Genomic DNA, 15,163 nt, shown 5'->3' with positions numbered 1-15,163 from the left:
TCCGATGAAGTGGAATGCCTGGGGCGACCCACAGGCAGCCAAACCGCTGTCGGACGGAATCCGGTCCCTGCTCCGGCAGGCCCTCGGTGTCGACGCCGCATCGGCGACGGAGCCGACACCCGAACAGGTGCAGTTGCTTCCGTCGGCGTTGTCCGACACCGATCGCGACGCCCTCGTCGCGATCGTCGGTGCACAGCACTGTGGTACGGACACGATGTCGCGGCTGTTGCACGCCGGGGGGAAGTCCACAGTGGACCTGCTGCGCCGCAACGGTTCCGGGCCACAGGAGGCACCCGACGCGGTGCTGCTTCCAGGCTCGGATGACGAGGTCGCCGCCATCCTGGCCCACTGCGCCGAGCGTCGCATCGCCGTCGTCCCGTTCGGCGGCGGAACCAGCGTCGTGGGCGGGCTGGACCCGCTGCGTGAGGGGTTCACCGCCGCTGTCACGCTGGACCTGCGCCGGTTCGATGCGCTGCACAACCTTGACCCCGTTGCCGGTGAGGCCGAGTTCGGTGCGGGGGTCACCGGCCCTCAGGCCGAGGCCCTGCTTGGCGCGCAGGGCTTTTCGCTCGGCCACTTTCCGCAGAGCTTCCAGTTCGCCACGATCGGCGGGTTCGCCGCCACCCGATCCTCAGGCCAGGACTCCGCCGGTTACGGACGCTTCGACGACATGGTGCGCGGTCTGCGCGCCGTCACGCCGGCGGGCACGCTCGACCTGGGCCGGGCTCCGGCCTCGGCCGCAGGACCCGATCTGCGGCAACTGATCCTGGGCTCGGAAGGCGTGTTCGGCGTCATCACCCGCGTCCGGGTTCGGGTCCATCCAGTGCCCGAGTCCACGCTCTACGAGGCGTGGTCCTTCCCGGATTTCGCCACCGGTGCCGAAGCCCTGCGGGCCGTGATCCAGACAGGATCCGGGCCGACGGTGCTGCGGCTCTCCGACGAGGCCGAGACCGGCGTGAACCTTGCCACCACGGAAAGCATTGGCGAGCAGAGCATTACCGGCGGCTGCCTGGCCATCACACTGTTCGAGGGAACCGCGGCTCACACCCAGAGCCGGCATGCCGAGACACGAGACGTCCTGCAAGCCCACGGCGGCACCTCACTGGGCGAGGCCCCGGCCCGCGACTGGGAACACGGCCGGTTCAACGCCCCGTACCTGCGCGATTCGCTGCTGGCGGCCGGAGCGCTGTGCGAAACCCTGGAAACCGCCACCACGTGGTCCAACCTGGCGGCACTGAAAGCCGCGGTGACCGAAGCGCTGACCACCACGCTCGCCGAATCCGGCACGCCGGCCCTGGTGATGTGCCACATTTCGCATGTGTACCCCACCGGCGCCTCGCTGTATTTCACGGTCGTCGCCGCGCAGCGCGGCAATCCGATCGAGCAGTGGCGCAAAGCCAAGACCGCGGCGTCGGACGCCATGGTCCGCAATGGCGGCACCATCACCCACCACCACGCGGTCGGCGCGGATCACCGCCCGTGGATGCGTGACGAGATCGGTGACCTCGGCGTCGAGGTGCTACGGGCCGTCAAGGCCACTCTGGACCCCACCGGAATCCTCAACCCGGGCAAGCTGATTCCGTGAAGCAGGTAACGGTCCTGACCAATCCCCTGTCGGGGCACGGGAATGCGCCGCACGCGGCGGAGCGGGCGGTCGCACACCTCCAGCGACGCGGTATCGACGTGTGCGCGATCGTGGGGACCGACGCCGCCCACGCCCGCCGACTGGTCGATGACGCGCTCGACCGCGGCACCGATGCGCTTGTCGTGGTCGGCGGCGACGGCGTGATCTCCCTGGCCCTGCAGGCGCTGGCCACCGGTGACGTGCCGCTGGGCATCGTGCCCGCCGGCACCGGCAACGATCATGCCCGTGAATACCATTTGCCGACAGGCGATCCCGAGGCCGCGGCCGATGTCATCGCCGACGGCCACACCGAGACGGTCGACCTCGGCCGTATCGAGGATGCCACCGGAGCGGTGAAGTGGTTCGGCACCGTGATGGCCGCCGGGTTCGATTCCCTGGTCAGCGACCGCACCAACCGGATGCGTTGGCCGCACGGCCGGATGCGCTACAACATCGCGATGCTCGCGGAGATCTCGAAGCTACGGCTGCTGCCGTTCCGGCTCACCTTCGACGACGAGCCGGAGATCCGCACCGAGCTCACGCTGGCGGCGTTCGGGAACACCCGCAGCTACGGCGGCGGCATGCTGATCTGCCCGGGCGCCGACCACTCGGACGGCCTGCTCGATGTCACGATGATCACCTCGGCCTCCCGCACCCGGTTGATCCGGCTGTTCCCGACCGTTTTCAAGGGCACCCATGTCGATCTCGAGGAGGTGACCACCAAGCGCGCCAGGTCGGTCCACGTCGAATGCCCGGGGATCAACGCTTATGCCGACGGGGATTTCGCCCTTCCGTTGCCGGTCACGGTATCCGCGGTGCCCGCTGCACTGCGCTTGCTGGTGCCCACACAGTCCTGAATGAACTCGACCATGCAGTCGCGGGCCTCACGGCTCTCTGGCAGAAACGGCAGGAACGCCGGGAAGGCGTGCAGCTGACCGGGCCAGACCTTGAGAGTGCACTGCCGTCCGGCATCCGTCAGCACCTCATGCATACGTTCGGCGTCGCAGCGCAGCGCCTCGGATTCGGCCGCGATGATCAGGCTCGGCGGAAAATCGGTGAGTACGCCGTTGACCGGTGAGAGGGCATGACAGTCCGAGTTCTTGGGTCCGACGCATTCGACGATCATCGGCAGGGCACGTCCAATCCCCATCCGGTCCTCGGCGAAGTTGGCATGCGCCGAGCGGCGTGCCCCGTCCAGCTCGAGCAACGGGCTGACCCCGATGACGCCGGCCGGGGTACCGATGCCCTGTTGCTGAGCAGCGAGAACCGTTGCGAAGGCCAGGAATCCACCTGCCGAGTCGCCCGCCACGACGGTGCGGGCCGGGTCCGCACCCTGGTCCAACAACCAGCGGTAGGCGCGCAGACAGTCTGCGACGGATTCGTCGACAGTCACCTCGGGGTGCTGTCGGTACTCGACGTGCACCACGGGAAGTTGCGTCTGCCGGGCAAGTGCGACGACGACGTGCTGATGTGTGTCGAACCCACCGAGAAAAAACCCGCCGCCATGCAGATAGAGGATGGCGCCGTCGGCAAGCGGGCGATGAGCCGATTCGGCTGTGCGGACGGTCTCGACGGTGACCTGACCGAGCGTGATCCGGCTGACCCGCAGTCCCCGCCGCGGACGAAGCCGTTGCAGCCGCGCAAGGGCATTGATGCGACGGCCGATCGCGGCAAGACGATCCTCGACGGCTCGGTTTCCTTGGTAGGCAACCGATCTGTTCACCTGGACGAGCAGGGTCCGGCGGGCGATGCCGTAACACGCGCGGGATCTACGACTCGGGCGTCGTGTCGACACTGCAGCGGTGGGTGATGCCATTCAAGCTCCTTCGGTTTGCTTCGGCGACCCTAGGGCGGCAAGCAGTTTCACCAGGTGGCCGAACGCGTCGGTGAACGGTCGCGCAGGCACCGACGGGTCGATGGCCCGCTGGATGCCCAGACCGATGCCGGCGCTGAGCAAGAGGTTGCCGAGATCCTCCAGGCTTGTCGCCACCTCGCTGTGGGCCAATTGCGTTTCGGTCAGGCCGAGTTCGGCCGACATCGACCGAAGTACGTCGATGACCATCTGGGCGGCTTCGTTGCGCAAGGACGTGATCATCTCGGAAAGTTCAGGGTTGTTCCGCGACAGCACCGCGAACTCGAGCTCGAGCATGGTCCAGCCGACGTCGCCCGCGGTGCGCTCCAGCCACGCACTCAAGGCTGTCACGCGACTGTCCAACTCAGCGTCGGATATCGCAACTTCGGCCATCTCGGCGAACTTCTCCCGGTGGATCAGCTCAAGGACATCGCGGCACAAATTCGGCTTGCTCCCGAAGTTGGAGTACACCGCGCCCTTTGAGAAACCCGCGTCGTCGGCGATGTCTTCAAGGCTGGTGGCGGCGTAGCCGTGAGTCAGGAAACGCTGCTTGGCCGCCTCCAAGAGTTCGGCCCGCGTCTGTTCCTGGCGTTGAGCCCTGGTCAGCCGCGGCATGCGCTGATGATAGTTCGCGGCGGACTTCGGGTATTGAATTAACTCATAGTATTCAGATACCGTCGGTATTCGAGTGGTTGTGGAGGACCCAAGGGGAGGCATGACGTGCGGTTTTCACGGCGACGGCGGTCGGTAGACGGAGCGATGGTGATCGTCACCGGCGGGGCGCGCGGCATCGGCGCCACGACAGCGGAGCTGTTCTCCGCCCGTGGCGCCACGGTGTGGATCGGCGATGTCGACGCCGATGTCGCCGCGGCGACCGCAGCCGGTATCCCCCGCTGCCGGGCGGCCTACCTCGATGTCACGCAGCGGTCGTCATGGGACCGCTTCCTCGCGCAGGCCATCCGCGGATCGGGCAGCGTCGACATCTTGGTCAACAACGCCGGGGTCATGCCCCTTGGGGCGTTCGACGCCGAATCCGAGGCGACGACTGACCTCATCCTCGACGTCAACGTGCGAGGTGTCCTCAACGGCATGCGCGCGGTGATCCCTTCGATGGTGGCGCGCGGTCGCGGTCACGTGGTCAATGTGGCCTCGATGGCGGGCATGATCCCGATCCCGGGCATGGTGACCTACAACGCCAGCAAGTTCGCCGCGCTGGGCGCCTCACTCGCGGCGCGTCGTGAATACGCGGGCACCGGGGTCTCGGTGTCCGCCGTGTTGCCGTCGGCAGTCCGCACCGAACTCTCCTCGGGTGTGCAGCTCGGAAACGGCCTTCCCACGGTGGATCCCGACGATGTGGCGCAAGCGATCCTCAACACGGTCCGCACCCGCGCCGCCCGCACATCGGTTCCGGGCTGGGTCGCCTCCGGGTGGGCTCTTGTCGACGCCCTGGTACCCGAGGCGATCCAGCGTGCCGTGCGAGACAGAATCGATGACCGTCGCGCTCTGACTGCGCTCGACGCACAGGGCCGGGCCGCATACCTGCAGCGCATCGACCGGCAGTCGAAAGATCATGCCGCCCACCCGCCGGCCGCCGGAAAGGAAGCCCGATGAGCCGCGAGGCCCGCATCGTCATCATCGGTGCCGGTATGGCGGGCATCGCCACCGCGTACACCCTGAAGCAAGCCGGATTCTCGAATTTCACGATCCTGGAAAAGGGTTCCGACGTCGGCGGGGTCTGGCATTGGAACCGCTACCCGGGCCTCACCTGCGACGTCCCCTCCCAGATCTACCAGTTCTCGTTTGCGCCCAAACCCGACTGGAGCCACATCTGGGCAAGCGGCACCGACATCCAGCGCTATCACCGCGACGTCGTCGAACAATTCGGCCTCGACACCCATCTGCGCTGCAACACCGAAGTCGTCGAGGCCTGCTACGACAGTGCCACCGCGTCGTGGACGCTTGTCACAGCCGACGCAGACACGCTGACAGCTGATTTCGTCATCTGCGCCACCGGAGTGCTGCATCACCCGGCGGTGCCCGAGATTCCCGGCATGGACACCTTCGCCGGACCGATCGTGCACACCGCCCGGTGGGACCCGGAGCTGGTGACCCACGGCAGACGCATCGCGGTGATCGGCACAGGATCGACTGGCGTACAAGTGGTTTCAGCCCTGCAACCGAGGGCTCGCAATCTCCTGCACTTCGCGCGATCCCCGCAGTGGATCCTGTGGGCCCCGATGTCGTTGCGGCAGCCATCGCTGCTGAGCAAGGTTCTGCACAGACGGCCGGCTTGACATTGCTTCCTCTACGCGCGGCTGCAGTGGGCGTCGAAGATCCTCGCCGACGTCGTGACCACGCCGTCATGGCGACGCCGGCTGGTGCAGTCCTATGCACGTTGGAGTCTGACCAGTCAGGTCCGCGATCGTGTGCTGCGCGCGAAACTCACTCCTGACTACGAGCCGCTCTGCAAACGACAGGTGGTCTCGGGCTCGTATTACCGGGCCATCAAGCGGCCCAACGCCCGCCTGATCGCTGATCCCATCCGGGAGTTCACCGCCACCGGCATACGTACCGCTGACGGTGCCCACCACGATGTTGATGTCGTGGTGTTGGCCACCGGGTTTCAGGCGCACAACTACATGCGCCCGATGAGGATCGTCGGTCGTGACGGCATCACCCTCGACGATGCCTGGGCCAACGGCCCGCGGGCGTACCGTATGACCGCGATTCCCGGGTTCCCCAACCTGTTCACCGTCCTCGGCCCGAACTCGCCGACCGGGTCGATCCCGCTGCAGTACTCCGCTGAGCTCACCGCCGGCTACATCGTGGCCTGGCTCAAACGATTCGAGAGTGGAGAACTTTCCGAGGTCGAGGTCACCGAGCAGGCCACCGACGATTTCAACGCCGCGGTCGCCGATGGGCTCGGCCCGACAGTGTGGAACACCGGGTGCAATTCATGGTATTTCACCGACGCGGGGACCATCGATCTCTGGCCATTCGACCGGGCAACCCTCACCCGGATGCTCTCCGAGCCAGACCCAGCGCACTACCGGGTCACCTGAGGTGAGCCCGTAGGCCGACCACGCGCCGGCAATTCGGCGTGTTTGCCCAACGCCCTGAACGGCACACGGTACGTTTCGACTGGGCCGGGGTGTTGAGTTAGTGGACTTGCTACGGAGCGTCATGGAATCGACCAAATACATCGGCCGCGTCGGCGCACTGGCCGTTGCTCTCGGCATCGGAACGGCATTGACCTCGGGCACCGGAATTGCCTGGGCCGAAAGCGGATCCGGTGACCCTGGCAAATCCACCACCGGGAGCTCCGACGGCGCCAGCTCAGGCTCGGGACAAAAGAAGACTTCGAGCAAACCTTCGAGCGCCAGGAAGCCGGCCAACGCGCCGTCGCGCACGCTGTCCAAGATCGGCGAACGTATCCGCAAGGATGTCGAGTCCGGCTTGAACGACGTCGGTGCCGCCGTCAAGCACGCACAGACCCGGCTGGACTCCACGCGCACCCCGCACCATGGTCGGCCGACCACGGCTCGGAGCAAGATTCAGGGCGCGATCACCGATGCCACCGACGCCGGCAAGAACGCCGACACCGGCAAGAAGGCCGGTGACGGCGAGAAGGCCGGTAGCGCACGGATCGTCCCGGAAGCCGCGACCAGTGTGCCTGACCTGCAGCGCATGCCACGCCCTGACACCGTCGTGGTTCGTGTCCAGGAAAGCATCGAGAGCGTCGACCAGCGCAGCCGCGAGGCGATGTCGACGCAGCACACCGAAGCCACGTCGCTCGACCTTCCTGCCACCGTGAAGCAAGACCCCGTCGTTGTGGCGGTGCCGGCATCACCACCTGAGCCGACCACACCCAAGGTCACTGCACCGCCGGTGGTCTCGGCACTGCTGAGCGTCGCCGGCGTGTTGCCGTTCGGCGCCGGCAGCAGCCCGGTGGCACCTGCCCAGTCCCCCGCGCTGTGGGCCATGATGGCCTGGACCCGTAGGGAATTCCAGCGATCCATCAGCCCGGTCGCGTCGCGTGTGGTATCGGCCAACGATGCCGCCTCGGTGGTGGCCGAGGGCGAGATCCAGCCGATGGCGGCCACACCCACCGTGGCGGTGCAGACCGATAACCTGACGCCCAAGCCCGAAGTGCCGGCATCACTGGCGGAGTACACCCAGAAGCTGGGGTGGGTCACCGGCGTTGGCTACACCGACCATTGGTACGTCGCGGGCACGGACCTGGGCATCATGTGGAACAGCGGCTACACCGATCCCGCGACCGGAAAACCGGTCATCTACACGTTGTTCGGCGATACCTACAGCGAGCCGGGCATGGCCGGCGACTGGCGCAACAACGTGCTGTTCCGCACCGCCGACACCGACCTGTCCAACGGCCTGCAGTTCAGCGATGCCCTGATCCATGCGGGCGCAAGGCCCGGTGAGCCTGGCACGCCGACGTGGTACGGCACCGGCGGAGCCCCGGCCGGCGCAGCGCAGATCATCTACGACCCGGGCTATGACGGGCTGTTCGGCAACACGTACACGATGATCCCGACGTCGGCGATCGCGATCGAGAACGAGGACGGCACCTTTACGCAGTACGCGACCGTGATGTCGGTCCGCACCTGGGACAACCCGGGCAGCTGGACCACGAACTACTCGGCTATCGCCTACTCCGACGACGGCGGCAAGACCTGGCAGGTCGATCCCGACACCGTGCGTTCCTCGGGCTGGTTCCGCGCCGGCCCGGCCTACGTCCCCGGCGACGAGCACTTCCAGCAGAACGCAATGGTGACGTCGGACGACCCCGCCGACCCATACGTCTATGTGTACGGAACACCTTCGGGCCGGCAGGGTTCGGCGTATGTGGCCCGCGTGGAAAAGGACCGGATCACCGACCTCGACGCCTACGAGTACTTCGCCGGTGAGGATTCCAACGGTGTCGGACAGTGGAGGACCGGTGACCCGTCGGCGGCCGTTCCGGTGTTCGGTTCCAGCAGCACCGATCTGCTGCCCACGCTCTACAAGGTGGCGGACTTCTTCACCTTCGGGCTGTTCACCAAGATCGCCAACGGCATCTGGGTCGGCGGCCTGCCCACGGGCGGCAATGTCAGTGAGATGTCGGTGCAGTACAACGAATATCTGGGCAAGTACGTCGTGCTCTACACCGATGGCGGCAACAACGTCGTGATGCGGGTGTCGGACTCGCCGCAGGGTGAATGGTCGGACACGACGACGCTGGTGAGAAACAACCTGACGGACAACTCCGGCATGTACGCGCCGATGGTCCATCCGATGTCGGGCACCGACTACTTCAACAAGGTCGATGCCAACGGCGATGTGGTCGAGGACAACTCGCAATACCTGTATTACAACCTGTCGTACTGGGGTGCCTACAACGTGCAGTTGATGCAGACAGACCTGTCGTCGATGAAGACCATCTCGGTGTAGCCCGATGTCTCGAGCGTTGGCGTTGAGTGCGGCGGCCCTGACCGTGGCTGCCGCACTCACTGCGAGCGCCTGCGCACACGCCGATCCAGAGCCGCTGCCACCAGGACCGTCCGAAACCACGGCGCCGCAACCTGACTCGGCGTGCACCGAAATGCTCGCCGGGGCGCTGACACCGGCCGATCCCGGACAAGTCGGCAACAACCGGCACCTACTGCAGTGCGATGACGGCACGTGGCGGACGTTCGGCAGTCCCTATCCCTCGGCGGATCGCTGGCTGACCACCGGCCCCGAGGTGATCCTGCACGGACAGGGACGACGGAATCCGGAGGCCCGGGGCGGCACCTGGACCGCGACACCGTTGACGGCCGAAGCCCATTGCAGCGCCGAGGTTGTCGATGTCCTTGGCGCGGGCAAGACCTCAGAGCCGGCGACGTTCGGCGCCGAACCGGGCCAGACGCTGACCGTCGAGATCAGCGACCACATGTTCACGACCAAGCTCAGCGGCTACTGCCTCTGGGCGCGTGGCTGAGCGACTACCCCACGCCCCGGCTCAGCCAAGACACCTCGGCGCCGTCACCGCCGTTGCGGTAAGGCTCCAGAGACTCGTCCCACGCGGTGCCCAGCACGGTGTCGAGTTCGGCTGCCAGCATGTCCGCGCCGCCGGCCATCAGGGCCCGCAGTCGCATCTCCCCGACCATCACGTCACCGTTGGCACTCATCGCGCCGCTCCACAGGCCCAGCTGAGGGGTATGGCACCAGCGGTGCCCGTCGACGCCCGCGCTCGGATCCTCGGTCACCTCGAAGCGCAGCACTGACCAGGAGCGCAGCGCGTTGGCCAACTGCGCCCCGGTGCCGACGGGGCCGATCCAGTTGGTCACCGCGCGCAACTGGCCGGGCATGGCCGGTTGCGGTGTCCACTTCAGGTTCGCCCGCGCCGACAGGGTCGACGACAACGCCCACTCAACATGCGGGCATACCGCCGCGGGTGAGGCATGGACATACACCACGCCCGTCGCCGCGTCGGCGAACTGATTCGACGCACGCATTTGCTACTCCTTCGGATCACGAGGGACGTCTTCCCCAACGGCCTGGTGATTCCGATCGAGCATGCAGTTGTGTGTGCCGCGCGTGTCTATTGTGCCTTGTGAGGCCAGTGTTGCGCTAGTGTGTCCCGTTTTCTCTCAGGACTCCATCAGATACCGCCGGCCACAGCGGGTAGGCCCAGTCCCCGAACTCACGGTCGGTCAGGACCACCAACGCCAGGTCAGCGACCGGATCGACCCACAAAAACGTCCCGGACTGACCGAAGTGGCCGTAGGTTCGCGGTGAGTTTGCCGACCCTGTCCAATGCGGGGATTTGCCGTCCCGGAGCTCGAAGCCCAGACCCCAGTCGTTCGGCCGCTGCACACCGAACCCCGGCAACACCCCGTCCAGCCCGGGAAACTGTAAGGTCACGGCGTGGTCATGCAGTTGCTGCGACACCAGTGCCGGGCGTAGCAACTCGCCGGCGAACGAGGCCAGGTCGGCAACCGTCGACACCCCGCCGTACCCGGCCGCCTCGGCCCCACCCAACAGTGCGGAACCCGACATTTGCAGCGGTTCGAACACCGCCTCGGTCAGATAGGTCCCGAACTCGATGTCGGCGGCTGCCTCGACCGCACGGGCCAGCAGCTCGAATCCGTAATTCGAGTAGATGCGACGCTGACCTGGTCGGGCGAGTACCTCAGCCGACCGCATCGACACGCCCGACGTGTGCGCCAGCAGGTGACGGATCGTCGAACCGGGCGGGCCGGCCGGGGTGTCGAGCTCGACAGCGCCCTCTTCGATCGCGATCTGCGCGGCCCGCGCCGTCAGCGGTTTGGTCACCGACGCCAGGGAGAAGGGTTTGTCGATGTCGCCGTGGCAGGCCTGTACACCGGACGGGCCGATCACCGCAGCGGCCACCGAGTCAACCGGCCAAGTATCGAGAACCTCGAGAACTTCGGATGTCATTGCCGGCAAATCTAGCGGGCGCGCCCCACGGTCCGGGAAAGCAATTCCTCGACCATGCCCGCCGCCACGGCGTCCACGTCGGCGACCAGGCGACGCAGTCCGATCGCCCGCCGTACCAGATCCTGCGGGTCGGCGTCGGCGACCGCCGCGAGTCGATGCACGTCACAGACGGCGCGATACGCCGACTGCGTCGATTCCGGTTCCGTGGCGTCACACCATCGCTGCATGGACAGCGTCCACGATGCGATCCGATCGTCGGCCCGCTGTCGGTGCGCCAGGCTCAATGCCCGCCGATAGACATCGGCCGCCCATTCCACGGGCACCGGTTCACCGAGCACCGGCAGAAGCACTTCGTCGAGTGCCTCGTACCCGGCCGGGTCACCGGCGGCGCCGGCGACCGTGCCGGTCAGTGCCCGAGTCAGAGCGATCAGTGCAGCGTCATCCAAATCCTCCGCGACCGCTGTCAGTTGACGTGTCGCGGAATCGAATTGCACATGCTCGCCGGCATCGGCCGCTGTCACCGCGAGCAGATACGCGAGATAACCGTGCGCGGCGGTCTGCGGTACACCCTCGAGCAGCACCCCAGCACGCTGCGCCCAACTGCGGGCCAGCGCAAGGTGACCCCGTGCCAGCCAGGCCATGCCGATTTCGGCGGCCTTCATCGCCGCCTGCACGGGATCGGTGCGCAGCAGCCGGGTGTGCACCTGTTCGCTGATCCGAACGGACTCGCGGCCGTGCCCCTGCCGCCACGCCGCCGAGGCGTACACGGCAAGATCATCGGTGTCGAGGGTCTGCACTCCGTCGACGCGGCTGAAGGATTCATAGCTGGTGCGCCAGTCATTTCGCTGATACGCCGTACGCGCCACCACCAGCAGTTGGGTTCGATCGTCGACCACAACCCACCGTAACGCGGGGATGGGCTGCCGGGCCGAGATTCGTCGGACGACGAGATCCGGCCACTAATTGGACACCTGTCCGGTTTGCATTAAGTTGTAGGCATGCCTCAGACAGTGCGTGGTGTGATTTCGCGGAGCAAGAAGCAGCCGGTGGAATTGGTCGACATCGTCATTCCCGATCCGGGTCCCGGTGAGGTGGTGGTCGACATCATCGCCTGCGGGGTGTGCCACACCGACCTGACCTACCGCGAGGGCGGCATCAACGACGAGTACCCCTTCCTGCTGGGGCACGAGGCCGCCGGCACCGTCGAATCCGTCGGCGAGGGCGTGACGCACGTGGAGCCCGGCGATTTCGTGATCCTGAACTGGCGCGCCGTGTGTGGCGAGTGCCGCGCCTGCAAACGGGGCCGCCCGCACCTGTGCTTCGACACCCACAACGCCACCCAGAAGATGACGTTGACCGACGGCACCGAACTCACCCCGGCCCTGGGCATCGGCGCGTTCGCGGACAAGACCCTGGTTCACGAAGGACAGTGCACCAAGGTCGATTCCGAGGCCGACCCGGCCGTGGCCGGCCTGCTGGGCTGCGGCGTGATGGCCGGCATCGGCGCGGCGATCAACACCGGCGCGGTGACCCGCGACGACACCGTCGCCGTCATCGGCTGCGGCGGAGTGGGCGACGCCGCGATCGCCGGTGCCGCCCTGGTCGGCGCGAAGAAGATCATCGCCGTCGACACCGACAACAAGAAGCTGAACTGGGCCCGCGATTTCGGTGCCACCCACACCATCAACGCCCGCGAACTCGACGCGGTCGAGACCATCCAGGATCTGACCGACGGCTTCGGCGCCGACGTGGTGATCGACGCCGTCGGGCGCCCGGAGACCTGGAAGCAGGCGTTCTACGCGCGGGATCTGGCCGGCACCGTGGTGCTGGTCGGTGTTCCCACCCCGGACATGACACTCGAGATGCCGCTGGTCGACTTCTTCTCCCGCGGCGGATCATTGAAGTCCTCCTGGTACGGCGACTGCCTGCCCGAGCGCGACTTCCCCACCCTGATCTCGCTATACCTGCAGGGCCGGCTTCCGTTGGAGAAGTTCGTCTCCGAACGCATCGGCCTGGACGCGATCGAAGACGCGTTCCACAAGATGCACTCTGGCGAGGTGCTGCGCTCGGTGGTGGTGCTGAAGTGAGCGCGTCCAACATCCACCGCGTCGTCACCAGCGGCAAGTTCGAACTCGACGGCGGCTCCTGGGACGTCGACAACAACATCTGGCTCGTCGGCGACGACAAAGATGTCATCGTGTTCGACGCGGCCCACACCGCCGCCCCCATCATCGAAGCCGTGGCCGGACGCAACGTCGTCGCAGTGGTCTGCACCCACGGCCACAACGACCACATCACCGTCGCCCCCGAACTCGGCACGGCACTGGATGCCCCGGTGCTACTGCACCCCGCCGACGAGATGTTGTGGCGAACCGTGCACCCCGACAACGAGTTCCGCACCGTCGAGGACGGCCAGGTGCTGCGCGCCGGCGGCATCGAACTGCACGCCCTGCACACCCCCGGGCACTCCCCCGGATCGGTCTGCTGGTCGATCCCCGAACTGGGCGCGGTGGTCTCCGGCGACACCCTGTTCCAGGGCGGCCCAGGCGCCACCGGGCGGTCGTTCTCCGACTTCCCGACCATCCTGGACTCCATCTCCAAACGGCTGGGTCTGCTGCCCGGCGAGACCGTCGTCTACACCGGCCACGGCGACACCACCACCATCGGCGACGAGATCGTCCACTACGACGAATGGGTTGCGCGCGGGCACTGACGATGCGCCGCCGGAAAACGACGGCGGTGAGGAAGTGGCCAAACCCGCCCAGCCACTGACCCACAAGGAGCTACCGTCGAACGATGGTGCGCCGGTTCGCGCGTGCGGTGCTGACATGTTGTCTGGCCGGATTGGTTGCGGTGTCATGCTCGACGGCATCCCAGCCGGTGCGGCCATCCGGTTCTTCAGCCGTCACCACCGCAGGGACGCTCGCCGCTCGGCCGATTCCCAAGTTGGGTGTCTCGGGAACCTCGCTCACCCTCGATGGCAAACCGGTGTGGCCGATCGGCATCAACGCCTATCAGCTGGCCACCAACTGGTCCATCAATGCGGGATGCGGCGCACAGGTCGATCTCGACTCGTACTTCGGCAGCCTGCCGCCACATTCGGTGACACGTTTCAACGCGTATTCCAGCTTCGCGGTGAACAAGTTCACCGGTCAGCTCGATTTCACCCCGATCGATGCGGTGTTCCGGGCCGCGCAACGTCACGGGCAACTACTGATCGCGGTGCTCACCAGCGACGACGGCGGCTGCGAGAACGACTATTTCAAAGATTACGACTGGTACGCGGGCGGTTGGCGCACCGAGGTTTCGCACGGCCTGCCGATGACCTTCGAAGCGTGGCTCGACACCGCGGTCAAGCGCTGGGGTGGTTCGCCATCGCTTGCCGGTTGGACCGCGGTGGGTGAGCCCGAGCCGTCATACTGCGTGGACCATACCTGCCATTGGACCAAGCGCAGCTGCCACGCCACCGCACCGGAGGCGCTACGAGCCTTCTTGGATGTATCCGGTGCCCGGATACGCGAATTGGACCCTGGCACAGTCATCTTCAGCGGTCACGCCGGCGGTGGGCAGTGCGGGTCAGCCGGAGACGAGTTCGAGACGGTTGCGGCGTCCCCCGGAATCGATGTGCTCGAATACCACTACTACGAGCAGCAGGATTACCTACCCGGAGATCCATACGACGGGCTGCAGCGCCGCGTCGCGCAGACCCGCGCCGTAGGCAAGCCATTGTTCGCCGCCGAGATCGGCATGGAGGCCGGCTCCTGCGCATCGTTGAGCAAGCGGAAACAAGTCCTCGGGGATGCCCTCACCACCATGCGCACAATGGGGGGCCGCGGGTGCGATGTTCTGGGCCTTCGTGCCGGATCCACGGCCCAGCGAGTGCACGCTCGACATCGGCCCCGCCGATCCGTTGACGTCGATGATCGGCAGCGCGCCCGGCTAGGTGTGGTGGCCGAAGTGTGTCGTGGCCGGTGGGCCCCGGGTTACCGTCGGGGTATGCCTCGCGACGAGACCGGCGCACCCGCGACCACCGGCCCGGTTCGCCGGTTCGCCCTGCGTTACTGGGTAGCGTTGATCTTGGTCGTCCTGGCCGGGATCTTCGTCGCACAGAACCGTGATCGGGTGGGTGTGCACGTGCTGTGGGTGACGGTCGAGTCGCCGATGTGGTTCATCTTGGTCATCATTTTCGTCATGGGTCTTCTCATCGGACTGCTGCTGCGTCGACGCCGGCGGCGAAGCTAGCC

General features: G+C 66.5%; 13 protein-coding genes and 1 pseudogene. 9 read left to right on the top strand and 5 right to left on the bottom strand.

Going from position 1 to position 15,163, the window contains the following annotated elements:
• The first annotated feature begins 4 nt into the window (after nucleotides 1–4).
• Together E0T84_RS06155 and E0T84_RS06150 are read left to right on the top strand one after the other, a co-directional pair.
• Nucleotides 5–1,585 carry an FAD-binding oxidoreductase gene (locus tag E0T84_RS06155; protein WP_138744153.1) on the top strand — a complete coding sequence of 527 codons (1,581 nt, stop codon included), beginning with the start codon at nucleotides 5–7 and terminating at the stop codon, nucleotides 1,583–1,585.
• Entirely contained in the window at nucleotides 1,582–2,481 is a 900-nt protein-coding gene (locus E0T84_RS06150; protein ID WP_070943373.1) for a diacylglycerol kinase, read from the top strand. Before E0T84_RS06155 ends, E0T84_RS06150 begins: the two co-directional genes overlap by 4 nt.
• Here E0T84_RS06150 and E0T84_RS06145 read toward each other — a convergent pair.
• Nucleotides 2,391–3,440 carry an alpha/beta hydrolase gene (locus E0T84_RS06145; protein ID WP_075909571.1) on the bottom strand — a complete coding sequence of 350 codons (1,050 nt, stop codon included), beginning with the start codon at nucleotides 3,438–3,440 and terminating at the stop codon, nucleotides 2,391–2,393. The two genes, E0T84_RS06150 and E0T84_RS06145, sit on opposite strands and share 91 nt — an antisense overlap.
• Nucleotides 3,441–4,091: a TetR/AcrR family transcriptional regulator gene (locus tag E0T84_RS06140; RefSeq protein WP_070188098.1), complete on the bottom strand. Its 651-nt coding sequence runs from the start codon at nucleotides 4,089–4,091 to the stop codon at nucleotides 3,441–3,443.
• A gap of 105 nt (nucleotides 4,092–4,196) precedes the next feature.
• Here E0T84_RS06140 and E0T84_RS06135 point away from each other — a divergent pair, with 105 nt between their 5' ends.
• The 4 genes and pseudogenes from E0T84_RS06135 (at nucleotide 4,197) to E0T84_RS06120 (ending at nucleotide 9,456) form a co-directional block, all read left to right on the top strand.
• On the top strand, nucleotides 4,197–5,087 hold the full coding sequence (locus E0T84_RS06135; protein WP_256366506.1) for an SDR family oxidoreductase: 891 nt from the start codon (nucleotides 4,197–4,199) through the stop codon (nucleotides 5,085–5,087).
• A pseudogene (locus tag E0T84_RS06130) lies at nucleotides 5,084–6,538 on the top strand (flavin-containing monooxygenase). The gene E0T84_RS06135 and the pseudogene E0T84_RS06130 overlap by 4 nt, the downstream one beginning before the upstream one ends.
• A 121-nt stretch (nucleotides 6,539–6,659) precedes the next feature.
• A complete protein-coding gene (locus E0T84_RS06125) occupies nucleotides 6,660–8,927 on the top strand; it encodes a DUF4185 domain-containing protein (protein WP_138744047.1) in 2,268 nt (755 codons plus the stop codon).
• Between the two features lie 4 nt (nucleotides 8,928–8,931).
• Nucleotides 8,932–9,456 carry a hypothetical protein gene (locus tag E0T84_RS06120; protein WP_138744046.1) on the top strand — a complete coding sequence of 175 codons (525 nt, stop codon included), beginning with the start codon at nucleotides 8,932–8,934 and terminating at the stop codon, nucleotides 9,454–9,456.
• A gap of 4 nt (nucleotides 9,457–9,460) precedes the next feature.
• Here E0T84_RS06120 and E0T84_RS06115 read toward each other — a convergent pair whose 3' ends face one another.
• The 3 genes from E0T84_RS06115 to E0T84_RS06105 form a co-directional block, all read right to left on the bottom strand.
• Nucleotides 9,461–9,973 carry a DUF3145 domain-containing protein gene (locus tag E0T84_RS06115; RefSeq protein ID WP_070186594.1) on the bottom strand — a complete coding sequence of 171 codons (513 nt, stop codon included), beginning with the start codon at nucleotides 9,971–9,973 and terminating at the stop codon, nucleotides 9,461–9,463.
• A 115-nt stretch (nucleotides 9,974–10,088) separates the two neighbouring features.
• Nucleotides 10,089–10,919 carry a serine hydrolase gene (locus tag E0T84_RS06110; protein ID WP_070943379.1) on the bottom strand — a complete coding sequence of 277 codons (831 nt, stop codon included), beginning with the start codon at nucleotides 10,917–10,919 and terminating at the stop codon, nucleotides 10,089–10,091.
• An 11-nt stretch (nucleotides 10,920–10,930) separates the two neighbouring features.
• Complete coding sequence (locus tag E0T84_RS06105) at nucleotides 10,931–11,815, bottom strand: chemotaxis protein CheY (RefSeq protein ID WP_171054929.1); 885 nt, start codon at nucleotides 11,813–11,815, stop codon at nucleotides 10,931–10,933.
• Nucleotides 11,816–11,917: 102 nt separating this feature from the next.
• Between E0T84_RS06105 and E0T84_RS06100 the strand changes: the two genes are divergently transcribed.
• The 3 genes from E0T84_RS06100 (at nucleotide 11,918) to E0T84_RS06085 (ending at nucleotide 15,161) form a co-directional block, all read left to right on the top strand.
• Nucleotides 11,918–13,006, top strand: a complete 1,089-nt coding sequence (locus tag E0T84_RS06100; RefSeq protein ID WP_138744044.1) for an S-(hydroxymethyl)mycothiol dehydrogenase — start codon at nucleotides 11,918–11,920, stop codon at nucleotides 13,004–13,006.
• Complete coding sequence (locus tag E0T84_RS06095; protein ID WP_138744043.1) at nucleotides 13,003–13,632, top strand: MBL fold metallo-hydrolase; 630 nt, start codon at nucleotides 13,003–13,005, stop codon at nucleotides 13,630–13,632. Before E0T84_RS06100 ends, E0T84_RS06095 begins: the two co-directional genes overlap by 4 nt.
• Before the next feature lie 1,283 nt (nucleotides 13,633–14,915).
• Nucleotides 14,916–15,161, top strand: a complete 246-nt coding sequence (locus E0T84_RS06085) for an LPXTG cell wall anchor domain-containing protein (protein ID WP_075909566.1) — start codon at nucleotides 14,916–14,918, stop codon at nucleotides 15,159–15,161.
• Nucleotides 15,162–15,163 lie beyond the last annotated feature (2 nt).

This window comes from Mycobacterium sp. DBP42, assembly GCF_005924235.1.
Taxonomy (GTDB): Bacteria; Actinomycetota; Actinomycetes; order Mycobacteriales; family Mycobacteriaceae; genus Mycobacterium; species Mycobacterium syngnathidarum.
This window is presented reverse-complemented; position numbering and strand designations above follow the sequence as displayed.